The sequence below is a fragment of the Cupriavidus sp. SHE genome (assembly GCF_000812445.1).
Taxonomy (GTDB): Bacteria; Pseudomonadota; Gammaproteobacteria; order Burkholderiales; family Burkholderiaceae; genus Cupriavidus; species Cupriavidus metallidurans.
On sequence record NZ_JWMB01000009.1, the window covers coordinates 33,758 to 58,403 of the forward strand.

Below are 24,646 nucleotides of genomic sequence, written 5' to 3' on the forward strand. Positions count from 1 at the left end.
CGGTCATGACCGACAAGAAACTTTATATCTCCGATGTGACCCTGCGTGATGGCAGCCACGCGATCCGTCACCAGTACTCGGTTCCGCAGGTGCGTGCCATCGCACGCGCGCTCGATGCGGCAGGCGTGGACTCGATCGAGGTGGCGCACGGCGACGGCCTGGCTGGCTCCAGCTTCAACTACGGATTCGGCGCCCACACCGACGTGGAATGGATCGCGGCAGTGGCGGAGTCCGTGCAGCGCGCAGCGGTGGCCACGCTGTTGCTGCCGGGTATCGGCACCGTGCACGACCTGCGCGAAGCCTACGCCGCCGGCGCACGCGTGGTCAGGGTGGCCACGCACTGCACCGAGGCCGACACGGCGCGGCAGCATATCGAGACCGCGCGGTCGATGGGGATGAATGTCGCCGGCTTCCTGATGATGAGCCACATGATCCCGCCCGACAGGCTGGCCGGCCAGGCAAAGCTGATGGAAAGTTACGGCGCGCATTGTGTCTACGTGGTGGACTCCGGTGGCGCCTTGACCATGGACGGCGTGCGCGCGCGCTTTCGTGCGTTCAAAGACGTGCTCGATCCAAAGACTGAGACCGGCATGCACGCGCACCACAACCTCAGCCTGGGCGTTGCCAACAGCATCGTCGCGGTTGAGGAAGGTTGCGACCGCATCGATGCGAGCCTGGCCGGCATGGGCGCGGGCGCGGGCAATGCGCCGCTGGAGGTCTTTATTGCCGCTGCCGAACGCATGGGATGGCACCACGGCTGCGATCTCTACCAGTTGATGGACGCCGCCGACGACATCGTGCGCCCGCTGCAGGATCGCCCCGTGCGCGTGGACCGCGAAACGCTGGCGCTCGGCTACGCCGGCGTGTATTCGAGCTTCCTGCGCCACGCGGAGAGCGCGGCCGGCAAGTACGGCCTGAAGACCGTCGATATCCTGGTCGAACTGGGACGCCGCCGCATGGTGGGCGGGCAGGAAGACATGATCGTCGATGTGGCGCTCGACCTGCAGCGGTCGGGCGGCGCGAAGAGCAAGGAGGCAGCATGAGCCATCACGCCGCCATTGCAGGCGCCCTGGACGCGGCCGCGCGCGACGCCGCGGCGATCGGCCAGTTCAGCGCGGCCTCGCCGTTCACGATTGACGAGGCCTACGGCATCCAGGCCATGTCGATCGAACACCGCTGCCAGCGCGGCGAACGCCGCGTAGGCATCAAGCTGGGTTTCACCAGCCGCGCCAAGATGATCCAGATGGGCGTGGACAGCCTGATCTGGGGATGGCTGACCGACGCCATGATCGAGGAAGACGGCGGCCGCGTGGATCTGGAACGCTATATCCATCCGCGCGCCGAACCGGAGGTCTGCTTTCTGACCCGCCGCGACATCACTGGCCCGCTGACCCTGCTGGAGAGTGTCGACTACCTGGAGGCCGTGGCGCCGGCGATCGAGATCATCGACTCGCGCTACCGCGATTTCCGCTTCACGCTGGAAGATGTCGTGGCCGACAACTGCTCGTCGGCGGGACTGGTCGTCGGCCCGTGGTCGCGCAATGTTGATGTACTGGCCAATCTCGGCGTGGTGCTGCGCATCGACGGCCGCACCAGGCAAACGGGTTCGACCGCCGCCATTCTCGGACATCCGCTGCGCAGCCTCGTACAGGCATCGCACGTGCTGACGCGCGCCGGCGCAGTGCTGCCAGCCGGCAGCCTGATCATGGCGGGAGCGGCCACGGCTGCGGAAGCGTTCGTGCGCGGCAACCATGTTTCGGCAACGATAGGCGCGCTTGGCCGCGCTTCTTTCCTGGCGGCATGACGCCATGCCTGCCCGGCTACCGGGCAGGCCTTCACAACGAAAAGAGCAAACATGCAGGCAAACTCCGCTTCATCAGTGGTGGCCGGAAAGGCCACGCCACGCGGCACCTTTCCCCATGTGCGTCGCGCTGGAGACTTCCTGTTCGTCTCGGGCACCAGCTCCCGCCGCGCCGACAATACCTTCGAGGGCGTCGAGGTGGATGCCATGGGTACGACCGCACTGGATATCCGCCGGCAAACCCGCGCTGTGATCGAGAACATTCGGGACATCCTGCGCAGCGTGGGCGCGGACCTGGAGGACGTGGTGGAAATCACCAGCTTCCTGGTGGATATGAACGACTTCGGTGGCTACAACGCGGTGTATGCCGAGTACTTCGGCTACGAAGGACCGACCCGCACGACCGTGGCCGTGCACCAGCTTCCGCATCCGCACCTGCGCATAGAGATCAAAGCGATCGCCTACCGTCCGCTCACGTCCCAGGCAACATGAAGAAAATCGATATGCATGCCCACTTCTTTCCGCGAATCACGCGGGAAGAAGCCGCCGCGCTGGACGCGGACAACGCGCCATGGCTCGCCGTCGACAGCGATGGCGAATCGGGCCACATCATGGCCGGCGACAGACGTTTCCGGCCCGTCTATCGCGCGCTATGGGACCCCGCGCTGCGCATCGAGGAAATGGACCGCAACGGGCTGGACATGCAGATCGTCTGCGCCACGCCGATCATGTTCGGTTATGGATACGACGCCAGCGCCGCAGCCACATGGGCGCGCCGGATGAACGACCTCGCGCTCGAGCATTGCGCCTATCGCCCGCAGCGCCTGAAGGCGCTGGCACAGGTGCCGCTGCAGGACCTGGACCTGGCGTGCATCGAAGCCTCACGCGCCAGGGAGTCCGGCCACGTTGGCGTGCAGATCGGCAATCACCTGGGTCCGCACGACCTGGATGACGAGCGCCTGGTCAGTTTCCTGGTGCATTGCGCGAACAACGATATTCCGGTGCTGGTGCATCCATGGGACATGATGACCGACGGGCGCATGAAAAAATGGATGCTGCCGTGGCTGGTGTCGATGCCGGCGGAAACGCAACTCGGCATCCTCTCGTTGATCCTGTCCGGCGCGTTTGAGCGGATTCCGGAAACGCTGAAGCTCTGCTTCGCCCACGGCGGTGGTGGTTTCGCGTTCCTGCTGGGTCGCGCGGAGAACGCCTGGCATTGCCGGGACATCGTGCGGCAGGACTGTCCCCACCCGCCCTCCCACTATCTGAAGCGGTTCTCCGTGGACAGCGCGGTATTCGACGATCGTTCGCTACGTCTGCTGGTGGAAGTCATGGGTGCCGACCACGTGATGCTGGGCTCGGACTACCCGTTTCCGCTCGGTGAACAGGAAATCGGCAAGCTGGTCGCCAACAGCCCCGACCTCGATGAAACGGACCGGACGCGGATTCTGGCAGGCAATGCCATGCGCTTCTTCGGTCTGACAGGCTGAGGGCCCGCTGCACATCGGTGCTCCGCCGCTGTATCAGACAGCGGCGGACAGCGGCGGACTTGGATGCCGCCTCGCCCGGTATCAGCCCGCGCTTTTCGCGCCGCCGGCCTGCTTCGACTGGATCAGTTCCATCACATGCAAGGTTAGCCGCGTGGTGTGGCTGCGCATCGCCAGATAGGCCTGCTCGGGATGGCCGCCCAGCACTGCCTCCACGATCTGCTGGTGCTCGCGGTGCGAAACCTCGAAGCGGCGCTCGACGCCCGACTGCGCCGCGCGGAACGGCGCCAGCCGCTCGCGCAGGCTTTCCACCGCGGCTACCAGGGTCGCATTCTGGGTGCCCTGGCAGATCAGTTGATGAAAGCGATGGTTCAGGGTCAGGTAGGCGTCACTGTCGTGTTTCTCCGCGGCGGAGATGGCCTCTTCGTGCAGGAGTTCCAACTGCCGGCGCTGCATCGCGCTCATCCGCTGCGTGGCAATGCGGCAGCACAGCGACTCCAGTTCGCACAGTGCCTCGAGCATATCGGCGAGTTGCTCGGGGCTGGTGTTGATCACCACCCCGCCGCGACGCGGCACCAGTTCTATCAGGCCGCGTGCATCGAGCAGCCGCAGCGCCTCGCGCACCGGCGTGCGCGATACCTGGAAACGCTCGGCCAGCGCAGGCTCCTCGAGCTTCGCGCCGGGCGGCAGCGCGCCCGAGATGATCTCGTCGGCAAGTTGCTGGCCAATTTGGGAAGCGATGGTGGTCACGGTGTCCTCAGGTCTGGTACGCGCTGGATGCGACGCAATTATACGCGATGAAGACTGGTTATTTTTATTTACCCATATGAGTACTTTTTTCTTTTATTGAACACACTTTGTGTGTAGTGTATACACATACACCAAATCGAACTCGGGCGTCCAACCTGGGTCCGCAACGACGACAACACACTGACCACAAAGAGGAGCACACCCATGAGCAGCAAACTGCGCCATATCGCCTTGTCCGTCCCGGACCCCTGGGCCGCGGCCGAGTTCTATCAGCAGGCCTTTGGCTTCCGCAAAGTCGGCGAGACGGATTCGTCGCTGGCACGCGGCGTCTACCTGACTGACGGCACGATCAGCATCGCCCTGCTGAACTACAAGAGCGACCACGCTGCCGGCGAAGACCGCGGCAAGGACTTCGTCGGACTCCATCACATCGGCGTGTGGGTCGACGACATCGTCGAGGCACGCAAGACCGTGGAAGCTGCCGGCGGCCGCTATTACATGGGCGAAGTCCCGGTGAAGGGCAACATCTTCTACGAGGTGAAGTACCGCGACCCGAACGACATCATCATCGACCTGACCGACCACGGCTGGGGCGGCGCCTCCAAGGAAGCAAACGGCGGCGACGAGGGTCCGGCCCTGCGCAATCCCGACCTGAAGGCCGACCGCAGCGGCATCTGACGGGCCTCCACGCGCCGCCGGCGCCCTGGTCGGGGAGACACGGGCACCCGGCGCGCGCCAGGCCTGCCCTGCGTCCGTGCGAACGCACGGCGCGCAGGGTTGCGCGTCGCGGCCATCAACTTGCCCGTCAGTTCGGCCAGCTATGCATCCCCCCACCCCGATGCGCGCTCGCCGCTTTGCTCAGCCAGTTCTGCAAGATTTTCTCGCTGGCCTCGCGTGCGTACCGATGGTCGCAAGGAGTCTGCGTCATGAAACACCTCGTTCCGAGGCTGGCAAGCATGACGTCACCCGGACCGGCCGATGCTGGTGCCCTATCGCATTCGTATCCCGTCTGGCAGTTGATGGGTCAGGTCCGGTGTCCAAGATCGGCCAGTCTCGGCCATCGAAATTTTGTTGCCGAGCGACTGCTATGCAGCTACAAATGGGCACTGACCCAGACCGACGTCATTGAGTCGACGCCTGTTCCCGACAGTGAGCGAGCTTGACGAGGCCGAGGGTCATTCTTTCCCCCAGCAAAATCTATCAAAAAACTTCGACGCTGCTTCCGCGCTATCTGCGTCAAAAGTCGCCAGGAGCACTGGATCCGATCCAATCGAACTTGCTTGCTGAACGAACTGACCTTTGCCTATCACACACTTCTGTCGATCGCCATCTTCATCCGTTCCTTCCCATATCTCAAAAGTTCTTTTCATAAGTTCCTCACGGAACGAAGGCAATTCCCTCGAATACACCTATATCGACTCGCACCGAGCCACCGGCAGATATTACCTCTGAGCTCTGGAACGATTCTTCAAAGTGTGCCCTCTGCCCGCCCTCCACGCTCTTCGAGACCATAGAACGGGCCGCCTTCTTGATCGCGCCTGCTCTCGACATGTACTTAATTGAAATCCGATACGCACTTTGGGTATCGGTCGCGCTCTGTAAGCCCTGCTGAGACGTTGGTGCCCTCTGCCATCGGGCTCTTCGGCACTGCGTTTGTCACCTCCGAGTGCACTCCAATTGACGCCATCCCGGTCGATTTCGGCCATTGAGGACTTGGTAGTGCAATGACCCAAATGGCTCGATCAGCGACAACCATGCCCCTGACGATCGGCGCCCGCCCAGATCGTCCCGGAGGATCGGTCACCCCGTCTTCGTTCAGCCTTCTCGCCAGCTCGTACTGCCTTCCCCCCGTCAGCCCTGTTGCCCCGATACGAAAGCGCCAGCCGGTTCGCTTTGGCGAGCCTCGGCCAGAATCCAGTCCAGAAATGCATTCTGCGCGGCGCTCCGTGGCCGCTGTGCGTCTACACAGGTGAAATAGCCGCGCCCGGTGTCGACTCGCAAATCAAAAGGCATCACCAGTTCACCGGTTTCCAGCTCGCGTTCGATCAGGCAGGGTTGCGTTAGCGCGATACCCAGTCCGGCCTTCGCCGCAAAGATCAGATTGATGCTCAGGTCGTAGCCTGGGCCCAGCTTGGGTGTGACCCCAAGTCCGGCCGCTTTGGCCCAGAGCGCCCAGTTTTCCGGGAAATTCGTATGGTGGAGCAGCGCCTCTTCAAGCAAGTCTCCGGGACGCTTCAGGCGCGAAAGCAACGATGGCGCGCAGACCGGAACGAGTTCGCGTCCAAGAAGGTATTTCACCTGCATTCTGGCCGGCCAACGTCGCTTGGGGCGCTTCACCTCAATCCAGATATCGATGTCATCGCGGCTGAAGTCTTCGTCATGGCGAAATTGCCGCATTTCGACGTCCACATCCGGGTGCGCCGCCCTGAAGCGCGCGAGGCGGGGAAGCAGCCATTGAGTACCGAGCGTGGGAATCACGCTCAGCCGCAGTTTCCCGTCAGCGCGTGGCCCCTGAAGTCTGGTCGCCGCAGCCTCGAGGGCCAGCACATGGCGCTCCGTCAATTTGCGTAACTGGCGGCCTTCTTCGGTCAGCGCCACACCCTGCGATGATCGCTCGAATAACTGGCAATCACCCAGGTGCTGCTCCAGACGTTGCACTGCTCTGCTGACAGCCGCCTGGGTGACGCAGAGTTCCTCGGCCGCCAGGCGGAAGCTGCGCAGGCGACTCACCGCCAGAAAGGCATGCAGTTCCACCAGTGAAGGAGAGCGAATTTTCATGGGTCATTACATTTTGTTATCGTGCTCAATGGTTTTGTCGTTTGCTTGCGGATCTGCGTCTGCTTAACCTTCGGGCAACGCTAACTCGCACGCCGGCAATGTCCATCAATCGTCGCACCTTTCTCAAAGCAACCGCCCTTGGCAGCCTTGGTGGCCTGGAACTGCCCGTCTTTGCCGCCGACAAATATCCCACACGCCCGATCACTCTGGTTGTGCCGTTCTCCCCGGGTGGCTCGGTCGACGTGTCCGGTCGCCTGATCGCCGAAAGGTTGGGCAGAGCGATTGGCCAGCCTGTGGTCATCGACAACCGGCCCGGCGCCGGGGGTGCCATCGGTTCGACGTATGTAGCGAAAGCACAGCCGGACGGCTACACCCTCATCGTCACCTCGCAGAGCACGCATGTCGTGAATCCGGCGATGAACCCCAAGCTGCCCTATGACGCTGTGAAGGGCTTCTCGAATATCACGCTCATCAGCCGACTGTCAAACGTGCTGCTGTGCAATGCGTCGCTGCCGATTCGCAACTTCGCCGAACTGGTCAAATACGCGCGGGCCAATCCCACCGCGCTGAACTATGCAAGTGCCGGGACGGGCTCGGTGTCACACGTCAGCATGGAGCTTCTCAAAGCCCAGGCGGGTATCCCGATGACGCATGTGCCCTATCGGGGCGCCGGTACCGCGTTGACCGACCTGCTGGGCGGGTCGGTGCAACTGACCTGGAACAATCTGTCCTCCAACCTCGACCACATCCTGCAAGGCAAATTGCGTGCGCTGGCCGTGGCGGCACCGGCGCGCGTGCCGCAACTGCCGGATGTGCCAACCTTTGCCGAACTCAAGCTGCCTGACCTGAATGAGACATCGTGGACCGGCCTTGCCGCCCCGGCAGGGACGCCGCATGCGATTGTTCAACAGCTCTACCTCGCGGTACGCAAGATCCTTGCGGAACCTTCGACTCGGTCCATCTGGACTGCGAAGGGCATGATCGTGCCCGAGGACATTACGCCGGAAGCCTATACCAGGGAAACGGAACAGCGCATCAAGTTCTACCAGCGCATCGCCAAAGACAACCACATCACTTTGGATTGACGATGGCCATCGATTCCAAGGCAAGTACAGCGCTTCCCGACCTGCTCCCCCTGCACGACGAGCTTGCCGCGCTGCGGCAGCACATCCATCGGCATCCGGAGCTGGCCTTTGAGGAGCACGACACTGCGGATCTGGTTGCCGGGAAGTTGCAGGAATGGGGATACCACGTAACGCGCGGCATCGGAAAGACGGGGCTGGTTGGCCAGTTGCGCGTGGGGAACGGTGACAGGTGTCTTGGCCTGCGCGCCGACATGGATGCCCTGCCTATCCAGGAAGACACCGGGCTTCCCTACGCCAGCATCCGGCCCGGCCTCATGCATGCCTGTGGACACGATGGCCACACCGCGATGCTGCTTGGCGCGGCAAAGCACCTTGCGGCCACACGGAACTTCTCCGGTACGTTGAACCTGATCTTTCAGCCTGCAGAGGAGCGCGGGTTCGACAGCGGCGCCAAGGCCATGGTGGCGGATGGTTTGTTCGATCGCTTTCCTTGCGACATGGTGTTTGCCATGCACAACCATCCCGGTGCACCCCAAGGCCGGTTCCTGATGCGTCCGGGACCGTTTCTCGCCGCGGGCGATCGGGTGTTCATCAAGGTCATCGGCCTGGGCGGCCACGCCGCGCGCCCTCATCTTGCGGTCGATCCGCTTGTGGCAGCGGCTGCCATCGTCATGGCACTCCAGACCGTAGTCTCTCGCAACGTCCCCCCCAACGAGTCGGCAGTACTCACGGTTGGCCGGCTACGTGCGGGAGACGCACTGAACGTCATTCCGGCCGAAGCCGAGATCGGCATCAGCGTGCGCTCGTTCAGCCCGGAGGTGCGCGCACTATTGAAGGATCGCATCACCACGCTGGTCCACATGACTGCCGAATCGTATGGCGCGAAAGCTGAGATCCGCTATGTGGAAGGCTACCCGGTTGTCGACAATGCCGCCGACGCGGTTGCCCTGGCGGCGGAAGTTGCCACGGCGCTTGTTGGCCCAGAGGACGTAGACCGCGACTATCCGAGGATGATGGGTAGCGAGGACTTCGCCTACATGCTGCAGGAATGCCCGGGGGCGCTCGTCCGCATTGGTAACGGTCCATCTGACGGCGGGCGCGGCTTGCACAACCCGCGCTACGACTTCAATGACCGCAACCTGGCGTTGGGTGCAGCGTACTGGTGCCGACTGACAGAGACGTTCTTGGCCTGAGCCCAGCCTGGGAGACGAAAGCAGTACGTGCGGCGGCGAAGAGGGGCAATCGAACAACCCGCATGGGTCGGGCAGAGGCGGCCTCGATTTCCCAGCGGCCGTCCGTCCGCGGCCATGAGAAGCGGTTCACCGCTCTCTCGAAGCCGGGCATTCAATCGGCTGTTCGATTTCGAAAGCAGCCGGATCAAGTCAATGAGCCTATGTGTGGTTTCGCACCGTGCAAGGTCCACTGTCATTAATCACAGTAGACCGCGGCGTAGTGCACTCTCATCATACGGACAGCTGCAAGGATGTTTAGGGTCACCCCATGCGTTCCGATGGTCGACGCACGAAACAGCGGCCGGACTCGCACTTCGGTCGACCAAGAGTATCGCTGCTGAGCGACTCTCCGCTGCACGGAAACAGCCTGAATCACATCCGGCAAGCCGAACGGAGACGCTCATGCAGTGGGTTTCACGGGAACACCCCGGGATCGATCGGATCGCCAGCCCCTGGCTGATTGCACGCTTCATCGACGAGACACCAGACTTCCTGTTCGTACCACCGGGGGACGTGCTCCGCATTGCCAATGAAACCGGCGCAATTCCGTATGACGTCCCGAATGCCGAGCTCACGACCGCAAACGAGCTTTGCAGCTTCGACGAACTCCTGGACAAGTACTACCTTGCTGGCGACCCTGCGCTGCAGTTGATGGCGGGAATCGTGCGCGGAGCGAGTACGTCGCGGCTGGAGCTGACCCCACAGTCAAGCGGGCTCCATGCCATTTCACTCGGACTGTCCCGCATTTTCGCTGACGACCGCGAGTTGCTCGAATATGGCATGGTGATGTACGACGCGCTGTATGCATGGTGTCTGAGCTGCCAACCAGAAACGCATGTGCCAGCCACGCGACTGCCAAAGCGAAGCTAGTCGGGACCGGCAAGCCGTCCAACGGCAGCTGGACGCGTCAAGTTCGAAAGCACTGCGCCGTACATTGGCAACGAAGCAGGCGACGTGTCCGAACATGCCGCCCGCCATAAAGACCAAAGCAGGTTAGGCCACCCACCGAGATGGCCGCATTGTTCTTCCAGATGAAATCAAACGTAGACCTCCATCCATGCGTCTCAGACCTCAGATTTATGGGAACTTAAGTATCTCGCTCTGAAGCTATCGGATGTCTCAAATGGCTTGGTGGTTACTTCTGAGGCCAGCACGACCCGCACGTGATCGCGCAGACGTCGCAGCGTCCCCTTATCAGCGTTTATCGCAATGGAAGCGACTGTGGATCATAGAAAAAGCGTGGATTCGAAGCCTGTTGGGCTCGCAGAATGTCGCACGTGAAAGTCAGAATACAAGCGTTGCTGTAGCCAAGACGGTGGCAGTGCTATCCAGCCGGTTCTTGCTGGTGACCGTAGGCACCCAGCGCACGCTGAATGAAAGCGGCGCCTTGCCGCCAAGCTTGGTGTCGTACGTGACGATCGGCCCGATCGTGAAATCGTGGCCGCGGAAGCCATTGAGGCGGTCGGCCGTGGGCCCGGTGTCGTTACCCAGTTGCTGAACCGTGCCCATGACGATCCCTGTACCCCAGGCGCCGAACTTCTTCAGCCCCATGACATCAAGCGTGAACAGCGGCGCATTCTGATAGTCAGTGGCGCTGTTGCGCGTATAAAACTGGAACGCAGCCACGCCGTTAAACTCCAGCCCGTATTGCGGCATCACGTGCGTGAATGCGGCCTGCGGCACGAAGGTCCAGTTGTTCAGGCTCGGATTGGCCAGAGCGTTCTTGTCGTATTGCCCAGTGGGGGCCCAGACATTGAAGCTCAAGGCCATGTGGCTGTTCTGCGAGAAGTGAAAGCCGGCGATGATCGGGCTGAAATAGATATCGTAAAGATTCGACGCCCGATCCGAGATGCCACGCGAGAAGCTGGCGCCGCCGGCGGTCACGCCCGCGTTGGCGTGCACCGAAGTCCAGACATAGGGTAGCGTGAAGCTCGAGGCAAAATTCCAGGCGCCGGGGCCCGTATCCCACACCTTCATCAGTGTGGCCAGCGTGAACGCGATCTTCGCGTCAACGCCAAGCGTGGTACGGCCACCGATCGGCACCTGACGACCGCCGCTGATCGATCCGTCCATATAGAGTTGCTGGAGATTGGCTATCCATACCGGCTGGTCCGGGATGACGGCAACGTTGGACGACACGCTGGTGCCCGCCACCGGTCGGCCCAAAGCGCCCTCCGTGGCATGTCCAGCCAGCGGTGCCGTCAGACTGCCAGCGGCGATGGCGGCCAGGACGGGGCCACTTGCACGCTTCATGGTGTGTCTCCGTGTTAAGAGTGCTGCTACGACTTACAGTGGGTGGGGATGCGACATTGCGAGGAAACGCGAAGACGCGCCTCACCCTTGGCCAACGCCATCCAAGAGAGGACAAAGGCGTTCTCAGATCCAGAATGCCGCCTTCGTCCAAGTACCTTCCGCCTTTCCCGGCGCGCTCTGCTTAGTCCACAGCCTGAGCCTGCGGAAAACTCCATGCGCCACGGACAATCTCGGCGTGCGGCCGATACAGGCGTACGGTGTAGTTCCACCCGGGAACAATGGGCAGGCAGTTGGGCAACTGTCCGTTGCACCCGCCGAACTGGATCGGAATCGACCCGTCACTGTTCTTCGTCGCTGTGATGTTGTTGACGGTGTAGGCATTGGCCGCGTTTCTCTGGAAGTAGCCTTCAGCGTTGTAAACGCTGATCGACCAGAATCCATCCACGGGCACATCCTTCACGTTCACCCGGTACACGGTCTTTCCGTCGTTCTTTTCCGGTGTGATGTTTAGGTAGATGGCGTCCTTGTCGGGGTTGCCACCCCAGCCAGCCGCCGTGCCCATCAGGTGGCGCACCGGATCGACCTCGCCCTTCTTGCCGAATGACCTCTTGAAGTCCGGTGTCGTGGCCGACAATGCCAGCAGCGCGTCGCGCACCTTCTTCTGGCTGGCCTGGTCCCAGTTGGGCAGATCCAGCGTTCCCGTCGCCTTTTGGCTGACCTTGATGGCGTCCTGCAGCGCATGGACTTGCTTCAGGTCATTCGAATCATTCGGATTCACCAACGTGCGGATGGCTGCGGCCACATAGCGCGTGCCGACGTTCTCGCGCGTCAACGTATGCGTGCCGGCACCGTAGAACACATTGGGTACAAAGTGGTCCTCGCTGATGACCTGCAGCGACATGAAGCGCTTGCCCGGGTCCGGCATGGTAATTGTCACCGGGCCAGCATCGAGATCGAACACGCCCGAGGAATACAGCGTGTCACGGTTCAGGCGGATGACGGCCTGGTCATCAATCGACGCGGGCTCGCGCCGGTGCTGCAGCTTACCCACGCCACCCTGCTTTGCCACTCCGACGATATACATGTCGGACTCCGCCCGCACGAAGTTATCTACCGTGACCAGCACGGGCGCGCCGGTCGCCTGAGCAGCGGCAATCTGGCCGTAGGTGGTACTCACGCCAACGAGTGCGAAGCCCATCAAGGCGTTGGAAATCATTGTTTTCTTCACAGTTCCCCTCCGTCGTATCGGGTTTTCATCGTCACACCGGCGCCTTGGCGCCTGCGCCTGATTCTTACTCGGCCACCACCATGGGCGGCTGGCGCCATTGGCCAGACAGCATCTCCTGTTTCGGCAGGTACACGCGCAAGATGGTATAGAAAGACCCGTCAGGCGCCGGCAGCCAGTTGCTCGCCTTATCCTTGCCTGGACTGTCTTTCTGGACATACAGGGTGAGCCCACCGTCGCCATCTCGCTTGAGTTGGCCGAGCATCGAAGCGTTGATCAGATACCGGTTCAGAGGGTTAGCCACCAGCAACTTGCTCTGGCCGTCATACATCGTTAGCGACCAGAACGCGTTGGCCGGCGGCAGTTTGTCCTTGTCGAAATGCAGCGTATAGCGCGTGGCGGCTGCATCCAGCGGCTTGCCTGCGGCATCCAGGAAGTAGCCGGGATAAATCGCCTCTTCCGCCGAGTTGCCGAATATCCCCAGTACTGCCGCTGCATAGCGGTACATATAGTTGTTCTTCAGGTGCTCGCGTGTACCAAACAAGTCGCCGCTGGTGAGCTTCCCGGTGTCCAGTTGCGTCTTTTTGAATTCCACGAACTGGGTCTTGCCATCAGCGATGCCGCCCGCCATGGACTTCTGTATCTCTGGCGATAGCGAGTTTTTGTCGAACGACAGGCCGCGGCCCACACCGATTTTTGCGAATCGCGCCATCACGTCCTGCTCGCTCGGCACCGTCGGCGCGAACTGCAACATGAAGTTCAGGTAGCGGAAGAAGGCCAGCGAATCCGTGGCATCCGCGACGGGCTTCGGCCAGTCGATGGGGGAAGCTGGCGCTGGTGCCGGCCTGCCGAGAAACGCGCTCAGCGTCCGCACCTTGTAGCCGTTCTGGATGGCACGCACCCGGCGCAGGTCCTTGGCATTAAAGAGCTGCGTGCGATAAATAGCATAGGCAATACTGGATTCGCTACGAATCACGGCCTTCACGTTGGCTGGCTTCTCGCCGCTCCAGTCGGGGCCCACGATCATGTAATTTCCGCCCTGGTTGCCGCTGGTGCGAGTGCCAAGATAGGCGAAGTTGTGCGTATAGAGATCGATCAGCTGGACGGAGTAGTAGCGCTTGTTCTCGATGGGCGGCAACGTCAACACCAGCGGCTCCGCGCGCAGGTCCATCCAGACGAATGAATATGGCGTGTCCGAATTGGGCGTGATGATCGCCGTGTCGTTCGGCGTGAAGACGTTGGCCGTGTTGCCTATCTGGTTAAACGGCGCCTTGAAGTTCGGACCGCCCTGGTCGACGGCCTGGGCGTAGAGCGTCTTGTACGCTTCGACGACCGGGTAGCCGTAGATGTATGCTTCGCGCGCGATGGCGCGAACTTCCGCTTCATTGACTGCGCTCGCGGCTCTCTCGTCAGTTGCCTGTTCCGTCTCAGGACTAATCTTCACGGACTGGCATCCCGACAACGCAAAGACCGACAGCAAAGCGGCCACCAACAGATCCTTCATCGACATCACGGCTCCTAGACATTACAGCAGAGGGTTACATGCTCCAAGTGCAGCACACATGGACAATTGCGACGCCCACCAGCACGCGTTCACGGTCGGCTTCCACTGCCCGCACGATGATCTCGCCCGCCTTTTGCGGGGGCAAGGGGGACGACACCAACGTGCCGGTTCAGAAAGGCTAACTGCGCCGCGACACTGCTTGCGAACGCCGGTTCATCGTGCAAATGCAGCTCAAAGTGGTTGCCTTCCACGAGATGGAACTCGCAGTACGGTATGCGCCTGGACGCCCGTCGCGCGGCACTGGCCGGGGTGATAGTGTCATGGGTTCCGGCCACGATCAACGTAGGCGCGGCGACCTTGTGCGCGTGCCGAATCGGGCTGTAGAGTGGCACCTCCAGAAAGATGCGCGACAGTACTTTGTTCTCCCACGCCGTTCCCGCAGGCAGCAGCCTTGCATAGCCATGCCAGGCGTCGTCGCCGGTCAACGCGGCCATATCGCCGTGACGACCGATGATCGGGCTGTAGTGCTCGCGACGAATGACGCTGCCGCCAAGGTCGCGCATGGCCGCAAGCATCATGCGCAGCAAGAGATGGACGGGTACCTGCTTCATGCTGGCCAGCCCGCTGACATGCGGGACTTGGGCTATGACGGCTCGGACCCGATGATCTGCAGCAGCAGTCTGGATGACGTGCCCGCCCGAGAACGACGTCCCCCACAACACCATGCGATCGGCGTCCACCTCTGGGAGTGAGCGCACATGTGCGATGGCGGCGGCCCAGTCCTGCAGGTGGCGGCGCGGGCTGACCCAGTGCCGCGGCTCCCCTTCGCTGTCACCGAAGTTCCGGTAATCGAAGAGATATGCGGCGTAGCCTTCGGCCACGAACCGCTCGGCAAAGGCTGGTAGACCGGCGGCGCGAATGGCGCCGAATCCATGCGCCATGATGATGACGGGCGGGCGCGTCCCCTGGCTCGGCAGCATCAGCGTGGCCGCGCAGCGCTCACCGTGGCTTTGGAAGAAAGAATCAATGCTGACCATGCAAGGCTCCAATGCGGAAAGCGGCTGAACCTCACACGGCTGTTTCGTCCATGCCGGTTGCCACAAGGTCGCTCGCCGGCCGGCCGCGCGTCACCGTCGTGGTCGTTGCGGCACGGACGAACCTCAGCGCTGGATCGTTGAGGGGATGCCTTGTCAACATCTCGCGATCGGCCGCGAAGTTGTGGAGAACGCGCCAGGGAGGTGTACGGCCCTGACGAGGCAAGGTACTCCGACCCCGTTGCACGTAACCGGACTGCAGGGAATCCATGACCGTTTCTTCCAGCATTTCCCCGGCTGGGGCGATTGGCGTTACGACGTTGTAGCCGTGGCGGTCCATGTGGTTGAACAGGCGGCAGATGTAGTTGGCAGCCAGGTCGACCTTCAATGTCCAGGATGCGTTGGTATAGCCAAACAGGTTGGCCAGGTTGGGCACGTCCTGCATCAGCACACTCTTGTAGGTCATGAGGCTGCTGGGGTGCCGCGGCTGCCCGTCCACCTGCACCTCCATGCCACCAAGGGACTGGAGCTGAAGCCCAGTGGCCGTGATGATGATGTCAGCGTCGAGGCTCTTGCCCGACTTCAGGCGAATGCCGGTTTCGGTAAAGGTCTCGATGTGATCCGTCACCACAGAGGCCTTGCCTTCGCAGATAACCTTGAAGAGATCGCCGTCAGGCACTGCGCACAACCGCTGGTCCCACGGGTTGTAACTGGGCGAAAAGTGCCGCATGTCGGCACCATGACCGAGCTGTTGTTCAACATGCGACAGCAGCCAGGAGCGGACGCGCCGCGGCCACCGCTTTGCGGTCCTGTAGATGATGCGCTGCAAGCGGATATTGCGCCACCGTGCCAGGCCATACACCCAGCGTGCCGGCAGCATCTTTTGCAGGACGGCAGAGATCTTGTCATATGCCGGCACCGAGAAGACATAGCTGGGCGAGCGCTGCAGCATCGTGACGTGTGATGCCTGACCGGCCATGGCCGGCACCAGCGTCACCGCCGTCGCGCCACTGCCGATCACGATGACGCGCTTGCCCCGATAGTCCAGGTCTTCAGGCCAGTGTTGCGGATGGACGCAGATGCCCCGGAACCGCTCAAGGCCGGCAAAGTCGGGCCGGTGCCCGTGGTCATAGTTGTAGTAGCCCGTGCAGGGGATCAGGAACTTGCAAGTGAGGGTATGGGTATCGTGGCTGCCTTCCTGCTGTGTGGTGACGGTCCAGTACTGGTCCTCGCTCGACCACGATGCCCGCAGGACTTTTAGCCCGAACTGGATCCATTTGTCGACACCGTATTCGCGCGCGGTATCGCCAATGTAGCGACGGATCGAAGGGCCGTCGGCAAGGACTTTCAACTCGTGCCAGGGGCGGAACTTGTAGCCGAAGCTGAACATGTCCGAATCTGAGCGGATGCCGGGATACCGGAACAGGTCCCATGTCCCGCCGATGGCGCTGCGCCGCTCCAGGATGCCGACGCGTTTGTCCGGACATGCCTCGGCCAGGTGGCATGCCATGCCGATGCCGGATAGTCCGGCCCCGATAATCAATACGTCGTAATTGGCGTTCACGCGGCGTCTCCTTATGCCTTGCCTTGTCGTCCGGAGACTGTAGCGCGTGGCGCCAAGCCACTCTTGACGTCACGAGACAATTAATTTACGTTACGAGCCATGGATGCCCTAGTGCGAACAAGCGGACTGCGTGGCTACCCGGCGCTGATGCGCGCCATGGGTTGCGACCCCGCGCCGCTGCTGCGGCGCTATCACGTCGACGAAGGGGCGCTCGACAGCGACGACGCCATGATTTCCCTGCGTGCTGTCGTGCATCTTCTGGAGGCCAGCGCGGAACAGACCCGGACCGCTGACTTCGGCCTGCGCTTGTCCAACCACCAGAGCATTGACGTGCTAGGGCCCTTGAGCATTGCGTTGCAGAATGCAACGACAATCCGCGCTGGTATGGATTTCGCGGCGCACCATATGTTTGTGCATAGTCCGGGTCTCGTCTACACAGTCCACGAGCACAGCGAGATTGCGAAGGATGCGGCCGAGGTCTCCATCGAGATCCGGCTCTCGCGGCAGCCGGCCCAGCGGCAAGCCATTGACCTGTGCCTGGCGGATATGCACAACTTCACCCGGCTACTCGCCGGCGACCGATACGCGCTTCGCGCGGTGTCCATTCCTCACACGCCGATTGCATCGCTTAGCACCTACGAGCGCTTCTTTGGCGCCAGGGTATTGGTGGAGCAGCCAAGGGCCAGTCTGCATCTCAGCCGCAGCACGCTTGCGGCTGATCTGCTGGGCGTCGACGCGACGTTGCGGCGGATCGCGGAGGACTATATCTTCCGCAATTTCCGCAGCGAGCACGGCAGTGTTTCGGATCGTGTCCGGCAGGTGCTGCGCGACACGCTGGGCACGTCGAGCCACAGCAAGGCCAGCGTGGCCGATCTGCTGGCCATGCACCCGCGCACGATGCAACGCCGCCTTGCCGCGGAGGCAACCAGTTTCGAGGCCATAAGAAACGATGTGCGCAAGGAGTTGGCGATGCGCTATTTGTCCGAAACCAATCTACCTCTCGGGCAGATCACCCTGCTTCTTGGCCTTCCCGCCCAATCTGCATTGTCGCGGGCCTGCCGTCAGTGGTATGGCGCCGCCCCTTCGGCACTGCGCAAACATAAACGCACCCCAGATTGATGGGTGATTCGCTGCCAGGATAAAAAAATCCCCTCGACCATGTGTGATCGTGAGGGGCTTTTTAACGGTCCGCGACTGGGGAAGAGGACGCCGACGTCGCGCTCTGTGAGAGGCTGACCTTACGGCCGTCCGGATCATCCGCCAGCCAAACCAGCAGGCGAACGACGGCTGTGCTTCGGCAGGAGACACCTGCGTCGGCTGTCACCGATCGGCACTTCTGGATCGGAAGTCGCCATTTAAGTCGCTCGAGAGCGGATGACTGCGAAAGGGCGAGCGGAGACCCTCGAATGCCCTCTGGACGGCCACCGGCGACTGATGGTCCAGGCAGTAATGTGTCGCCGTTTGAGTACCAACGTGCTGCGGGCGTTTGTGTCGCGCCAGTACCGAGTTGGCATCCTATCCAGATTCGGGGTGCGAGAAGGCCTATGGCTTTTGCTTAGCCTCCGCAGGATCGTCGGCCGAACGCCGAGGACGGCACGTCAACCCACGCACGCCCCGTCGCGTAATCCTTCAGTGCCGACCGCCCCTTCAGCCTTGCCTGCTGCTTGCCAGATTCCACAGCGTTGCCGAACGGGTTCCCGTGCGGCAGTACGCAAGTACGGGCTTCGGCAGCTCTGCCACGAGCAAACCGAAGGCTGCAGCGGCTTCGACGGTGACATCACCCGATTCCACGGGCAAGTAGTGCGCGGCCATGCCAAGCGAACTGGCAACCTCCGCGATTTTCGCGAACTGGGTCTGGCCGGCCGCCTCTCCATCGTGCCGGTTGCAGACAATGGAACGGAACCCAATCGCATGCGCCGCCCGTACGTCGGCTCCGCTTAACTGTGGCGCCACGCTCACGTCGTTCGAGAGCTGCCTGATCTGCATGTCCTGTCGGCCCGCGCCCGCTTCCCGACAGCGCTCTATGGCCCCGCGAAAACAGTCGACCGCAAAATCCACGTCTGCCTCCGTTGTGAAGCGTCCGAGGCTCAGGCGAACTGTGCGCTCCGCCGAATCCGCACCCAGACCGATGCCAGTCAGCACATGAGACGGTTTGCCAGCCGCCGAATTGCAGGCCGACGTTGAGGAGATGGCCAGGTCGTCGGCCAACATGGACGGGAAGAAATTGGGCAACTCCACAGTCAGACTGAGTGTGTGCGGAATGCGGACTGCGGAACTGACGTTTTGCGTGATGGCGCCAGTCGCGCGCACACCACTCAGCAAACGCTCGCTCAGTTGCGCGATGCGCTCGTTGTCCGAAGCCATTTCCGTCCGCGCCAGTTCACAAGCCGTTCCCATGCCGACAATCTGGTGCGTGGCGAGGGTGCCAGACCGTAGTCCCTGCTCGTGTCCTCCACCATGCATCTGGCAAGCTATGCGCGATGCCACTTCGCGGCTCACATAGAGCGCACCGATGCCCTTCGGACCATATACTTTGTGTGCCGACATCGACAGCAGATCTACGCCCATCGCCTTTACGTCAATCGCGGTCTTGCCAACCGCCTGCGCCGCGTCCACGTGAAGCAGAGCGCCAGCGGCGTGAACGAGCCGCGAGATCTCGGCGATGTTGGTAAGGGTGCCGATCTCGTTGTTCACCATCATCAACGAAACGAGGCCCGTGTGATGGCTGCAGGCCGCTTCCACGGCGGCTGGCGAGATCTCGCCTGACGGATCCGGCAAGAGGTAGGAAACGGAAACGTCAAGTCGCTCAAGGTACGACGCGGTGTCCAGAATTGCCTTGTGCTCAAGCTTGCTGGTAACCAGATGGCGCCGCGTCGGCTCGCAGTCGAAAAAGCCCTTGAGGGCCAGATTGTTCGACTCGGTCGCGCCGGACGTCCAGACAATCTCGGATGGTTCCGCACCAATCAGAGCGGCGACCTGGGCGCGAGCCTGCTCGACCAGATCCTTTGCCTTCAGTCCTGCAGCGTGGGAGTTCGACGCAGGGTTTCCGAAGACGCCGGCGGCCCCCAGGCAGCCGAACATCGCCTCCATGACACGAGGGTCCGCCGGTGTGGTTGCAGCGTAATCGAAGTACCGCAGAGTGTCCGTGCTCATCATTCATCCTTCAGAAGGGTAGAAATGCTACGACGAGCGCACGAAAAATTGCTTCCAAAATCCATGATCGATATTGGAATGTGGAGCATATGATGCTACCAAATATCACTTTTGTAGAATGCTCTCGCGTTACCTGCTCGCACGGGCAGACTGAAGTGGTGCCCTGCCGGGTCCCTTTGCTGCATCTGTCCTTCGTGGCGGTGAAAGTTGCGGCGTGAGGCAGAGGCCGGCCATAAGGCGCCGCTCGCCCTACCGGGACAAGCAACGGATAGGGATCAAATTTAGGACATTCCAATACCCCAGCACTGAAACGCCAATCCACGACAGTCTTCTTCGCTCTCCATGCCGATAATCCCCCGGAGCGCTGCCATTCAATACCGCACGGCGGCGCCCCTCACAAGAGTGCGACGGAGACTTCGATGACGACAACAACCCCTTGCGCAGACCTGCGCACGCTTCGCGAACGCGTGGTTCGCGATCACTTTGCCGACGAGATCCGGCAGGACTTCGACGCGGTCCTGTCTACGTTTCCACATCCGCACTACGAACTCATTGCGAGCGGCGCAGTGTTCGATGGCAATGATGACGTCCGGAAGTACTACTCGCAAAGTCGCGTGGCCTTCCCGGACCAGCGCAGCGAGATCATCCAGCTTCGGCATACCGACGATGCCGTGATCGTCGAGTTCTGGCTGCTCGGCACGCATCGCGGCAACCTGAACGGCCTGCCACCGACCGGGAGGCAGTTCCGCTGCCGAATGATTGCGCTGTTCCTGTTCGATGGCGAGACGCTGACCTGTGAGCGGATCTACTACGACAGCCTGACCCTGATGCAGCAACTGCTGGCGGGCTTGCCAGCCGTGCAGAAGGTGCAGGCCATTGCCGCCCTGTTGCAGGACACGACGGCAGACCAGACGACCGCGGCGTAGACCGCCATCACCGCCCACAATAGCCACGGAGACACGATATGCCCTTGCCACAAGCCACGACGCATCAGGAACGCCTGCTGACGATCAACACCAACGAAGTCCCGCGCCTGCCGACGGAAGTGCCGGGCACCACTATCACCCCCCTGTTCCTGGACCGTGAGAACGGGGTCTGGGTGCTTTACGGAAGATTCGAACCAGGGACGGTCCTGCCAACGCATTTCCATACGGGCACAGTGCATTTCTACACCACACGCGGCATGTGGAACTACGCCGAGTACCCAGGCGATCCGCAAACGGCGGGCAGCTACCTGTATGAACCCGGCGGGTCCATGCACACCTTCATGGTGCCGGCCGATGCCAGCGAACCGGCCGAAGGCCTGATGGTTGTCTATGGCGCCAACATCAACTTCGTCAATGGCGAGTACCACAGCATCATGGACGCCGGAGCCATCGAGGAAACCCTGCTGGCCGCCGTCAGGCTGGGTGCCATGCAAATGCCGAAGTACATCCGTCCGAAAGGCGGTGCGGAATTTGCCAGCGCCCGGTAGCGGGCACGTCAGGCCAGACGCCGCAAGGCGTCCTGGTCCAGCAGCCTGACGTGCCCGTAGTGCAGTCGCAGGATCCGCTGGCCTTCCCACTCCTTGAGCTGCCGGTTGATGCTCTGACGCGAGACGCCAAGCATGTGCCCAAGGTCCTCCTGAGACAACTGCAGCGCGGTATCCCCGGCGGCGGGCGCGGACAACGCGTGCGCGTGCTGCGCCGCCAGCAGCCGGCGTGCCAGCCTCACCGGCAGCGGTTGCAGGATGGTCTCGTCGATCCACTCCAGCGCCCAGCGATAGCGCCGGCAGATCAGTCGCGTGAACTCCATCAGGAACGCCGGGTGATGGTCGACGATGGCGTGGAACGCTTGCGCGGGCACCATCAGCACCTCGCAATCGACCACCGCGCGCGCGTCATAGACGCGCGGTGCGTCCATGAACAGAGAGACCTCGCCGAACCATTGCCCTGGCTCCAGTACGCTGAGCACCGCTTCGCGGCCGTTGGCCGCCGTGACGCTGAAACGCATGCGCCCGCGCTCCACGCAGAACAGCGCCTCCGGCGACGAGCCATAGGTGAACAGCACTTCGTGCTTTGCCAGTTTCCGGCGCAAGACATGGGCGCGCAACGCGACCTCCAGCTCCGGGGACAGTAGTTCCGTACCAGCATGACCGTTGACATCCGCGAGGCCACCCATGAGCCGTCAGTCCAGCGTGATGTTGGCATCCCTGGCCACGCGCTTCCAGACCTCGATCTCCCGCACATTGACGGCAGCCTGCTCGGCACCCCCAAGGTAGTCGGGGGTAATACCCCAGTCGTTCATCTTCGCCATGACCGAGGGGTCCTGCAGCGTATCCTTCAGCGCCGCCGCGATCTTGTCGACGATCGGCTTCGGCACGCCCGGCGGTGCAAACATCGCCCAGCCCGTCCACTGGTCGAAGTCGACGCCCTGTTCCTTGTACGTGGCAACGTTCGGGAAGTTGGCAGTGCGCCGGGTACACATCGCCAGTGGCTTGATCTTCCCAGTCTTCACCGCTGCCGTGCCGGAGCCAATGTCGAGCCAGCCAACCTTGATCACATCGCCCATCATGGCCGTCATGACCGCCGCACCGCCCTTGAACGGAATATGGTCAAGCTTGATGCCCGTCTTCTGAGCCAGCACTTCGGCGCAGAAATGGCCGGTCGAGCCCTGGCCCCAGGTGCCGAACTGAATCGGCTTCTGGCTTCGCTTCGCTAGCTCGATCAACTCCTTGAGGTTGTTGGCCGGCAAGTCGGCAGTGGCGACCAGGATGATCGGCGAGGTGCCGACGCGTGCCAGCGTGGTCAGGCCCTTGACCGGATCGTAAGGCAGCTGGTGATAGACCGCCGGCGCCAGCGTGGTCGTGGTCATCGTGCCCAAGGCGATCGTGTAGCCGTCAGGCCTGGCGTGCGCCAGTTGTCCTATGGCAATCGTTCCGGCCGCGCCGGCGATGTTGTCCACCACAATCGGTTGCTTCAGGCGCTTGCTCAGTTGATCGCCCAGCAAGCGACCAAATGCGTCCGCGCCACCTCCGGGAGCAGACGGCACGATCAGCTTGACCGGGCGGGTGGGATAGTCGCCGGTGGGCTGGGCAAAGGCGACGGTGGCAATCGACATGCAGAGCGCCGCGAAGCCACTGCAGAGGGAACGCTTCATGACAGTTGTCTCCTGAGTAGTTGTTCTGACCTGCCAGCTCCGGGGACGCTTCAGCCCGCGGAGAACTCGGCGCCCCCTTTGGGGCGGATGTATCGCGGCACGGGAACCCCGGCCTTGCGCGCGGCCGCAAGGATGCCCTCTTCGATCGCGCCGGCATCGCGGACACTCTGGAATTCTCCCTCGGAGAAAATCACATTGGCGCCGTAGACAACCATGAAGCCTTCGGCTGGCTCTTTCGCATCCGCCGGCACGGAGAAGGTATGCACCGAACCGCCAGGTTCATACAGGTAGCTGCCCGCGGTCTGCGGATCCTCGGGATACTCGACGTAGTTCCACTGCCCCTTGGTCGTGAGGAAGTGCACGGTACCCGTGTGAAAGTGCGGCGGGAGCGTGGTGCCCGGATCGAACTTGCCGTAGAGCACCCAGACGCCGTTTTCGCGGTCCAGGAATAGCGGGATGATGGTAGAGCCCGGCTCGGAGCCGGGAAATTCGCGCGATTCGTTAATGTTGACCGACAACAGCCGGTCCTGGTGCGTGACGACGTTCGGCAGTGGCATTGCTATCTCCAGCAGAGATGGATATGGGGAATGATTTAGTCCAGCTTGATATTGGCTTCGCGCGCGACGCGCTTCCAGACTTCGATGTCGTGCGCATTGATCGTGGCCTGATCGGCGCCGGCAACGTAGTCGGGCGTGATGCCGAGGTCGGCCATCTTGCTCGTCACTGCCGGATCCTTGAGCGTGTCCTGGACGGCCGCAGCAAGCTTCTCCGTGATCGGCTTTGGCAGGCCCGCAGGCGCAAACATGGCCCACCCCGTCCATTGGTCGAAATCGACCCCCTGCTCCTTGTAGGTGGGAACATTGGGGAAATTCGCCGTGCGGCGCGTGCACATGGCCAGTGCCTTGATCTTGCCGGTCTTGACGGCCGACGTACCGCTGCCGATGTCCAGCCAGCCCAGCTTTACCACCCCGCCCAGCATGGCAGTCACCACGGGTGACGAGCCCTTGAACGGGATATGGTCCAGCTTGATCCCGGTCTTCTGCGCCAGCACCTCCGCGCAGAAGTGGCCGGTGGAACCCAGCCCCCACGTGCCGAACTGCAGCGGCGACGCGCTCTTCTTCGCCAAGGCGACGAGTTCCTTCAGGTTGTTGGCGGGAAAGTCCTTCGTGGCGACCAGGATGATCGGCGACGTTCCCACGCGGGCGATGGTCGTCAGGTCCTTGACGGGGTCATAGGGCAGGGCCTGGTAGACGGCCGGGGCCAGCGTAGTGGTGGTCATCGTGCCAAGGCCGATGGTGTAGCCATCAGGCGTGGCCCGGGCAAGCTGCCCGATTGCGATGGTGCCGGCAGCGCCGGCATTGTTCTCGACGACCAGTGGCTGTTTCAGGCGTCGGCCGAGCTGGTCCGCGAGGATCCTGGCGAATACGTCGCCGCCACCGCCCGGTGCGGTCGGGACGATCAGGCGGATCGGCTTGTTTGGATAACCGGCTTCACCCTGCGCCTGCGCGCCGAAGGACAAGGCGGCTACAGCGAGTAAACCGAGGGCGGCGAACTTCTTCATCTTTGTCTCCAACTTCTGTATTTCACGCGTTCCGCGCTTCATGTTCGCTTGCCATCCGCGGATGTAGTTTATGGAACATGA

The 24,646-nt window shown here is 62.1% G+C and carries 23 protein-coding genes; 11 read left to right on the top strand and 12 right to left on the bottom strand.

Features of this window, described 5'->3' with window-relative positions; genetic code table 11:
- Nucleotides 1–5 precede the first annotated feature (5 nt).
- From dmpG to RN01_RS04195, 4 genes are read left to right on the top strand one after another with little or no spacing between them, the layout of a single operon-like run.
- The gene (gene dmpG, locus RN01_RS04180) at nt 6–1,043 is read left to right on the top strand and encodes a 4-hydroxy-2-oxovalerate aldolase (RefSeq protein ID WP_017512514.1); all 1,038 of its coding nucleotides are present in this window, start codon (nt 6–8) and stop codon (nt 1,041–1,043) included.
- Nucleotides 1,040–1,804 carry a 2-keto-4-pentenoate hydratase gene (locus tag RN01_RS04185; RefSeq protein WP_017512515.1) on the top strand — a complete coding sequence of 255 codons (765 nt, stop codon included), beginning with the start codon at nt 1,040–1,042 and terminating at the stop codon, nt 1,802–1,804. The genes dmpG and RN01_RS04185 overlap by 4 nt, the downstream gene beginning before the upstream one ends.
- 51 nt (nt 1,805–1,855) lie before the next feature.
- Entirely contained in the window at nt 1,856–2,293 is a 438-nt protein-coding gene (locus RN01_RS04190; protein WP_008645543.1) for a RidA family protein, read from the top strand.
- Nucleotides 2,290–3,291 carry an amidohydrolase family protein gene (locus tag RN01_RS04195; protein ID WP_017512516.1) on the top strand — a complete coding sequence of 334 codons (1,002 nt, stop codon included), beginning with the start codon at nt 2,290–2,292 and terminating at the stop codon, nt 3,289–3,291. The genes RN01_RS04190 and RN01_RS04195 overlap by 4 nt, the downstream gene beginning before the upstream one ends.
- A gap of 81 nt (nt 3,292–3,372) precedes the next feature.
- Here the strand turns inward: RN01_RS04195 and RN01_RS04200 are convergent, their stop codons facing one another.
- A complete protein-coding gene (locus RN01_RS04200; protein WP_008645541.1) occupies nt 3,373–4,038 on the bottom strand; it encodes a GntR family transcriptional regulator in 666 nt (221 codons plus the stop codon).
- Nucleotides 4,039–4,242: 204 nt separating this feature from the next.
- On the opposite strand from RN01_RS04200, the gene RN01_RS04205 reads away from it, so the two are divergent.
- Nucleotides 4,243–4,716 (top strand): VOC family protein, encoded by a 474-nt coding sequence (locus RN01_RS04205; RefSeq protein WP_017513904.1) that lies wholly within the window; start codon nt 4,243–4,245, stop codon nt 4,714–4,716.
- A gap of 1,173 nt (nt 4,717–5,889) precedes the next feature.
- Here the strand turns inward: RN01_RS04205 and RN01_RS04210 are convergent.
- Nucleotides 5,890–6,816 carry a LysR substrate-binding domain-containing protein gene (locus RN01_RS04210; RefSeq protein WP_024570055.1) on the bottom strand — a complete coding sequence of 309 codons (927 nt, stop codon included), beginning with the start codon at nt 6,814–6,816 and terminating at the stop codon, nt 5,890–5,892.
- 98 nt (nt 6,817–6,914) lie between these two features.
- Between RN01_RS04210 and RN01_RS04215 the strand changes: the two genes are divergently transcribed.
- The 3 genes from RN01_RS04215 (at nt 6,915) to RN01_RS04225 (ending at nt 10,003) form a co-directional block, all read left to right on the top strand.
- Nucleotides 6,915–7,901: a tripartite tricarboxylate transporter substrate binding protein gene (locus RN01_RS04215; RefSeq protein WP_017513906.1), complete on the top strand. Its 987-nt coding sequence runs from the start codon at nt 6,915–6,917 to the stop codon at nt 7,899–7,901.
- 2 nt (nt 7,902–7,903) lie between these two features.
- On the top strand, nt 7,904–9,094 hold the full coding sequence (locus tag RN01_RS04220) for a M20 aminoacylase family protein (RefSeq protein WP_029306614.1): 1,191 nt from the start codon (nt 7,904–7,906) through the stop codon (nt 9,092–9,094).
- A gap of 441 nt (nt 9,095–9,535) precedes the next feature.
- On the top strand, nt 9,536–10,003 hold the full coding sequence (locus RN01_RS04225; RefSeq protein ID WP_017513907.1) for a chromate resistance protein ChrB domain-containing protein: 468 nt from the start codon (nt 9,536–9,538) through the stop codon (nt 10,001–10,003).
- Between the two features lie 414 nt (nt 10,004–10,417).
- Here RN01_RS04225 and RN01_RS04230 read toward each other — a convergent pair whose 3' ends face one another.
- The 5 genes from RN01_RS04230 to RN01_RS04250 all read right to left on the bottom strand — a co-directional run bounded on the left by RN01_RS04230 (nt 10,418) and on the right by RN01_RS04250 (nt 16,713).
- Complete coding sequence (locus tag RN01_RS04230; RefSeq protein WP_024570053.1) at nt 10,418–11,386, bottom strand: transporter; 969 nt, start codon at nt 11,384–11,386, stop codon at nt 10,418–10,420.
- Between the two features lie 181 nt (nt 11,387–11,567).
- Complete coding sequence (locus RN01_RS04235) at nt 11,568–12,602, bottom strand: DUF1254 domain-containing protein (protein ID WP_017511370.1); 1,035 nt, start codon at nt 12,600–12,602, stop codon at nt 11,568–11,570.
- 76 nt (nt 12,603–12,678) lie between these two features.
- Nucleotides 12,679–14,121, bottom strand: a complete 1,443-nt coding sequence (locus RN01_RS04240) for a DUF1254 domain-containing protein (protein WP_017511369.1) — start codon at nt 14,119–14,121, stop codon at nt 12,679–12,681.
- Nucleotides 14,122–14,204: 83 nt separating this feature from the next.
- A complete protein-coding gene (locus RN01_RS04245; protein WP_017511368.1) occupies nt 14,205–15,152 on the bottom strand; it encodes an alpha/beta hydrolase in 948 nt (315 codons plus the stop codon).
- Between the two features lie 31 nt (nt 15,153–15,183).
- Complete coding sequence (locus RN01_RS04250) at nt 15,184–16,713, bottom strand: NAD(P)/FAD-dependent oxidoreductase (protein WP_017511367.1); 1,530 nt, start codon at nt 16,711–16,713, stop codon at nt 15,184–15,186.
- 99 nt (nt 16,714–16,812) lie between these two features.
- On the opposite strand from RN01_RS04250, the gene RN01_RS04255 reads away from it, so the two are divergent.
- Entirely contained in the window at nt 16,813–17,832 is a 1,020-nt protein-coding gene (locus tag RN01_RS04255; protein WP_017511366.1) for an AraC family transcriptional regulator, read from the top strand.
- 528 nt (nt 17,833–18,360) lie between these two features.
- Here RN01_RS04255 and RN01_RS04260 read toward each other — a convergent pair.
- Nucleotides 18,361–19,869, bottom strand: a complete 1,509-nt coding sequence (locus RN01_RS04260) for an aminotransferase class V-fold PLP-dependent enzyme (RefSeq protein WP_024570051.1) — start codon at nt 19,867–19,869, stop codon at nt 18,361–18,363.
- A gap of 416 nt (nt 19,870–20,285) precedes the next feature.
- Here RN01_RS04260 and RN01_RS04265 point away from each other — a divergent pair, with 416 nt between their 5' ends.
- Together RN01_RS04265 and RN01_RS04270 are read left to right on the top strand one after the other, a co-directional pair.
- Entirely contained in the window at nt 20,286–20,792 is a 507-nt protein-coding gene (locus tag RN01_RS04265; RefSeq protein ID WP_017511364.1) for an ester cyclase, read from the top strand.
- A 38-nt stretch (nt 20,793–20,830) separates the two neighbouring features.
- Entirely contained in the window at nt 20,831–21,340 is a 510-nt protein-coding gene (locus RN01_RS04270; protein ID WP_017511363.1) for a 2,4'-dihydroxyacetophenone dioxygenase family protein, read from the top strand.
- 8 nt (nt 21,341–21,348) lie between these two features.
- Here RN01_RS04270 and RN01_RS04275 read toward each other — a convergent pair whose 3' ends face one another.
- The 4 genes from RN01_RS04275 to RN01_RS04290 are packed head-to-tail and all read right to left on the bottom strand — an operon-like array spanning nt 21,349 to nt 24,565.
- Nucleotides 21,349–22,026: a Crp/Fnr family transcriptional regulator gene (locus RN01_RS04275; RefSeq protein ID WP_024570050.1), complete on the bottom strand. Its 678-nt coding sequence runs from the start codon at nt 22,024–22,026 to the stop codon at nt 21,349–21,351.
- A 6-nt stretch (nt 22,027–22,032) separates the two neighbouring features.
- Nucleotides 22,033–23,004, bottom strand: a complete 972-nt coding sequence (locus RN01_RS04280; RefSeq protein WP_024570049.1) for a tripartite tricarboxylate transporter substrate binding protein — start codon at nt 23,002–23,004, stop codon at nt 22,033–22,035.
- Between the two features lie 50 nt (nt 23,005–23,054).
- Nucleotides 23,055–23,561 carry a 2,4'-dihydroxyacetophenone dioxygenase family protein gene (locus RN01_RS04285; protein WP_017511361.1) on the bottom strand — a complete coding sequence of 169 codons (507 nt, stop codon included), beginning with the start codon at nt 23,559–23,561 and terminating at the stop codon, nt 23,055–23,057.
- A 35-nt stretch (nt 23,562–23,596) separates the two neighbouring features.
- A complete protein-coding gene (locus tag RN01_RS04290; protein ID WP_017511360.1) occupies nt 23,597–24,565 on the bottom strand; it encodes a tripartite tricarboxylate transporter substrate binding protein in 969 nt (322 codons plus the stop codon).
- Nucleotides 24,566–24,646 lie beyond the last annotated feature (81 nt).

Excerpts from the sequence above, each read along its gene's own strand:
- RN01_RS04210 (WP_024570055.1), bottom strand. The coding sequence starts at position 6,816 with ATGAAAATTCGCTCTCCTTCACTGGTGGAACTGCATGCCTTTCTGGCG.
- dmpG (WP_017512514.1), top strand. The coding sequence starts at position 6 with ATGACCGACAAGAAACTTTATATCTCCGATGTGACCCTGCGTGATGGC.
- RN01_RS04255 (WP_017511366.1), top strand. The coding sequence starts at position 16,813 with ATGGATGCCCTAGTGCGAACAAGCGGACTGCGTGGCTACCCGGCGCTG.
- RN01_RS04185 (WP_017512515.1), top strand. The coding sequence starts at position 1,040 with ATGAGCCATCACGCCGCCATTGCAGGCGCCCTGGACGCGGCCGCGCGC.
- RN01_RS04205 (WP_017513904.1), top strand. The coding sequence starts at position 4,243 with ATGAGCAGCAAACTGCGCCATATCGCCTTGTCCGTCCCGGACCCCTGG.
- RN01_RS04275 (WP_024570050.1), bottom strand. The coding sequence starts at position 22,026 with ATGGGTGGCCTCGCGGATGTCAACGGTCATGCTGGTACGGAACTACTG.
- RN01_RS04225 (WP_017513907.1), top strand. The coding sequence starts at position 9,536 with ATGCAGTGGGTTTCACGGGAACACCCCGGGATCGATCGGATCGCCAGC.
- RN01_RS04285 (WP_017511361.1), bottom strand. The coding sequence starts at position 23,561 with ATGCCACTGCCGAACGTCGTCACGCACCAGGACCGGCTGTTGTCGGTC.
- RN01_RS04235 (WP_017511370.1), bottom strand. The coding sequence starts at position 12,602 with ATGATTTCCAACGCCTTGATGGGCTTCGCACTCGTTGGCGTGAGTACC.
- RN01_RS04195 (WP_017512516.1), top strand. The coding sequence starts at position 2,290 with ATGAAGAAAATCGATATGCATGCCCACTTCTTTCCGCGAATCACGCGG.
- RN01_RS04270 (WP_017511363.1), top strand. The coding sequence starts at position 20,831 with ATGCCCTTGCCACAAGCCACGACGCATCAGGAACGCCTGCTGACGATC.
- RN01_RS04290 (WP_017511360.1), bottom strand. The coding sequence starts at position 24,565 with ATGAAGAAGTTCGCCGCCCTCGGTTTACTCGCTGTAGCCGCCTTGTCC.
- RN01_RS04230 (WP_024570053.1), bottom strand. The coding sequence starts at position 11,386 with ATGAAGCGTGCAAGTGGCCCCGTCCTGGCCGCCATCGCCGCTGGCAGT.
- RN01_RS04190 (WP_008645543.1), top strand. The coding sequence starts at position 1,856 with ATGCAGGCAAACTCCGCTTCATCAGTGGTGGCCGGAAAGGCCACGCCA.
- RN01_RS04240 (WP_017511369.1), bottom strand. The coding sequence starts at position 14,121 with ATGTCGATGAAGGATCTGTTGGTGGCCGCTTTGCTGTCGGTCTTTGCG.
- RN01_RS04265 (WP_017511364.1), top strand. The coding sequence starts at position 20,286 with ATGACGACAACAACCCCTTGCGCAGACCTGCGCACGCTTCGCGAACGC.
- RN01_RS04215 (WP_017513906.1), top strand. The coding sequence starts at position 6,915 with ATGTCCATCAATCGTCGCACCTTTCTCAAAGCAACCGCCCTTGGCAGC.
- RN01_RS04260 (WP_024570051.1), bottom strand. The coding sequence starts at position 19,869 with ATGATGAGCACGGACACTCTGCGGTACTTCGATTACGCTGCAACCACA.
- RN01_RS04220 (WP_029306614.1), top strand. The coding sequence starts at position 7,904 with ATGGCCATCGATTCCAAGGCAAGTACAGCGCTTCCCGACCTGCTCCCC.
- RN01_RS04245 (WP_017511368.1), bottom strand. The coding sequence starts at position 15,152 with ATGGTCAGCATTGATTCTTTCTTCCAAAGCCACGGTGAGCGCTGCGCG.
- RN01_RS04280 (WP_024570049.1), bottom strand. The coding sequence starts at position 23,004 with ATGAAGCGTTCCCTCTGCAGTGGCTTCGCGGCGCTCTGCATGTCGATT.